Source organism: Sphingobacterium sp. UBA7253 (genome assembly GCF_002472745.1).
Taxonomy (GTDB): Bacteria; Bacteroidota; Bacteroidia; order Sphingobacteriales; family Sphingobacteriaceae; genus Sphingobacterium; species Sphingobacterium siyangense.
Genome location: NZ_DKSP01000026.1, coordinates 27,045 through 30,753, shown reverse-complemented (window position 1 = coordinate 30,753; position 3,709 = coordinate 27,045). Strand labels below are relative to the sequence as shown.

Below are 3,709 nucleotides of genomic sequence, written 5' to 3'. Positions count from 1 at the left end.
ATGGATGGATGGATGGATGGACCGTTAACTGGTATTAGTAAGCGGGGGCTGTTTGATAAATAGCAATACTGTAATAAAAAATATATGCAAGCATAGTAAATATTTTGTATATTTATTCAGAAGCTATGCATGCTATAGCCGTATGGTCATCAACGATTATGCGTGTCATGTATGACGGTTGCCGATGGTGGAAAAGAATTGAAAGACGTACTTAAGTCATTTAAACAGGTGATAGTCATTTAAACAAGCGGTCGGATCACCAATAGCAGGGAAAATTGAAAGAATTAAGTTCATATAATAATAGACCCATGAAGAAAATTATGATGTCATTCATAATGCTGCTGACTACAGTCGCATTATTTGCGCAAACAGATCCCATCATCGCAAAGTGGGAAAACCCAAGCGGCGAAGGCCGTGTTGAAATTTACAAGAAAGGCGATAAGTTTTTTGGTAAGCTCTATTGGCTGAAATTTCCAAATAATGAAGCCGGTCAGCCCAAGAAAGATATAAAAAACTCAGATAAAGCATTGCAGGGCAGAAATGTGCAAGGACTCGAAATCTTGACCAATTTTGATAAAGATGGCAATACGTATGTTGACGGCAAGATCTATGATCCGAAGTCGGGCAAAACGTATAGCTGCAAGATGACCTTAAAAGGAGATAAGCTTGATATCAGAGGTTATGTGGGTGTGAGCTTGCTTGGACGCACCGAGACATGGAAAAGAATTAATTAAGACAGAAAATGGCCACAAAATCAACATAATCCGCTTGCATGGATAGGGCAGATTCCATCCAAAAGGCAATTTATTTCTTGGAAGTAAATTGCCTTTTTGGTTTTGTGCTGGAATTACAGTATTTTCATCCCTACAAATTATAAATACCAGCTCTATGGCCGTAAAAATGTCTTATGTTGAAAATGTCAAGCTTGCACTACAGTCCATTGTAGGGAATAAGCTGCGGACATTTTTAACAGCACTGATCATTGCCATAGGGATGATGGCATTAATAGGAGTATTGACCTCGATCGATGCTATGAAAAACTCGCTAACAGATTCCTTTTCATCCATGGGATCAAATTCCTTCAACATACGCAACCGGGGATTAAATGTCCGGATCGGTAATGAAGGGACTCGCTCAAAAGTCTTTGCTAATATTACCTATGCACAATCTGCAAGATTCAGACAGGATTTTCACTTTAATGCGTTGACATCAATCAGTGCCAATGTGAGTTGGAATACGACCGCAAAATATCAATCCAAAAAGACAAACCCCAATATCGGCCTGATCGGGACAGATGAAAATTATCTGCAGACATCAGGGTATGTTGTTAGCGAAGGCCGTAATTTTTCTACGCGGGAGGTTGAAACAGGTAGTGGCGTGATCATCATCGGTAGTGAAGTGAGTAAAATGCTATTCAACGAAATTATTGATCCCATAGGACAGTTTATTACTGTTAACAATATCCGCTATTTGGTGATAGGAGTCTTAAAAAGTAAAGGTTCCTCTGCCGGGATGGGCGGGGACAGAGCCTGCTTTATTCCCCTGATCAAGGCCAGGGCAGTGATGCAGGGTACCGAGCCTTCCTATGTGATCACTGTTTCTTCCAATGACCCCATGCGATTGGAAGCCGCAATCGGCGAAGCTACAATCGTATTTCGAAATATTCGCGGATTGGCATCACGGCAGTCCAATGATTTCGAAATCACCAAATCCGATGCGGTTGCCCAGATGCTGATGCAAAATATGGCCATGGTTACTTTGGGTGCAGTGGTGATCGCTTTTATAACCCTTGTGGGAGCTTCAATCGGATTGATGAACATCATGTTAGTTTCGGTCACAGAACGTACGCGAGAGATCGGTATTCGTAAGGCAATCGGTGCAACACCGAGTGTTATACGTAAACAATTTCTGATGGAAGCCATTGTGATCTGTATGATTGGAGGTGTCGCCGGGATCTTTATTGGTATCTTGATTGGTAATATTCTGGCGCTGCAGCTCGGCACATCTTTTATTATACCTTGGGGAGCGATTATTTTGGGTTTCGCGGTATGTGGACTCGTCGGTATGCTATCGGGCTATTACCCGGCCTCAAAAGCATCTAAACTGGATCCAGTCGATGCGCTTCGTTACGAGTAATTCACATTGACCCCCCTATCGCTCTATTTTTACATGCACCCTGCTTGCAGCCCGAAGATGTCTCGCGGTTGTCTCCCTGTTGGTCGCTATCAAAGCAAAAGGAAAAGTAGATCGATTGAAAAAAGGAATTTTATGCAATCGGTTTAATGTTACCAAATCATTGATTTGGGGTGAATTCTCCGTGAATAGCCCTTGTCTCGAAAGGTAAAGCAACTTATTCCAATGAAAAAACTGTAATATTGTATAAAAAAATAAAATCGAATTATGTACAATACATTACAACCAGTTTTAGAAAAGGAATTGGAAGCAATCAAAGAAGCGGGATTGTATAAACAAGAGCGAGTGATCGTTACTCCCCAAGGAGCAGACATCAAAGTGAGTACAGGACAAGAAGTTGTCAATTTTTGTGCGAACAATTATTTGGGTCTGTCTTCGCACCCCAAAGTAATCGAAGCTGCTAAGAAAGCGATTGATACACACGGTTATGGAATGTCTTCCGTACGTTTTATCTGTGGTACCCAAGATGTGCATAAAGAGTTAGAAGCAAAAATTTCTACGTTCCTCGGAACAGAAGATACTATTTTATATGCAGCGGCATTCGACGCTAACGGTGGGGTGTTTGAGCCATTATTTGGTGCCGAAGATGCCATCATTTCAGACGAATTAAATCATGCTTCTATCATAGACGGTGTTCGTTTGTGTAAAGCACAACGCTTCCGTTATAAAAATGCGGATATGGCTGATTTGGAAGCGCAATTGCAGGCCGCATCCGGTGCTCGACATAAAATCATTGTTACAGATGGCGCGTTTTCGATGGAGGGATCTGTAGCTCCATTGGACCAGATCTGTGATCTAGCCGATAAATACCAGGCGCTCGTGATGATCGATGAATCGCATTGTACAGGATTTATCGGTGCAACTGGACGTGGTACACACGAGCTTTTCAATGTAATTGATCGTGTAGATATCATTACAGGTACGTTGGGTAAGGCGCTAGGTGGTGCTTCCGGTGGTTTTACTTCCGGTAAAAAAGAAATCATCGATTTGTTACGTCAGCGTTCACGTCCTTATTTATTTTCGAATACCCTAGCACCCGCAATTGCAGGGGCTTCTGTTGCGGTCTTGGACATGCTGAGTGAGACAACTGCATTGCGTGATAAACTGGAATCCAATACGATCTACTTCCGTGAAAAAATGACGGCTGCTGGATTTGATATCAAGCCAGGTTTCCATCCAATCGTGCCTGTGATGCTGTATGACGCGAAATTAGCGCAGGAGTTCGCATCCAAGATGTTGGACGAGGGAATTTATGTGATCGGTTTTTACTATCCCGTTGTACCTCAGGGAAAAGCCCGTATCCGTGTGCAGATTTCGGCAGGACACGAAGTTGCTCACCTGGATAAAGCAATCGCCGCCTTTACCAAAGTAGGTAAAGAATTAGGTGTAATTAAATAAAATACACATAGTTATAAATTTTATGGTGCAAAATGTTTATCTTTGCACCCTAAAATTTTATAAAAATATTCTTGCTCAATGCAAAACATTAGAAACATTGCGATCATCGCTCACGTCG

General features: G+C 41.9%; 3 protein-coding genes. All 3 read left to right on the top strand.

The genetic code is table 11. The annotated features are described in order from the left end of the window. Nucleotides 1-308 precede the first annotated feature (308 nt). The 3 genes from B2X72_RS01835 (at nucleotide 309) to kbl (ending at nucleotide 3,591) form a co-directional block, all read left to right on the top strand. Complete coding sequence (locus B2X72_RS01835; RefSeq protein WP_286848163.1) at nucleotides 309-734, top strand: DUF2147 domain-containing protein; 426 nt, start codon at nucleotides 309-311, stop codon at nucleotides 732-734. 154 nt (nucleotides 735-888) lie between these two features. After that, on the top strand, nucleotides 889-2,136 hold the full coding sequence (locus B2X72_RS01830; protein ID WP_088159803.1) for an ABC transporter permease: 1,248 nt from the start codon (nucleotides 889-891) through the stop codon (nucleotides 2,134-2,136). 264 nt (nucleotides 2,137-2,400) lie between these two features. Further along, nucleotides 2,401-3,591 (top strand): glycine C-acetyltransferase, encoded by a 1,191-nt coding sequence (gene kbl, locus B2X72_RS01825; RefSeq protein WP_286803561.1) that lies wholly within the window; start codon nucleotides 2,401-2,403, stop codon nucleotides 3,589-3,591. The last annotated feature ends 118 nt before the right edge of the window (nucleotides 3,592-3,709 follow it).

Coding starts and splice junctions, on each gene's coding strand:
- B2X72_RS01835 (WP_286848163.1), top strand. CDS start 309: ATGAAGAAAATTATGATGTCATTCATAATGCTGCTGACTACAGTCGCA.
- kbl (WP_286803561.1), top strand. CDS start 2,401: ATGTACAATACATTACAACCAGTTTTAGAAAAGGAATTGGAAGCAATC.
- B2X72_RS01830 (WP_088159803.1), top strand. CDS start 889: ATGGCCGTAAAAATGTCTTATGTTGAAAATGTCAAGCTTGCACTACAG.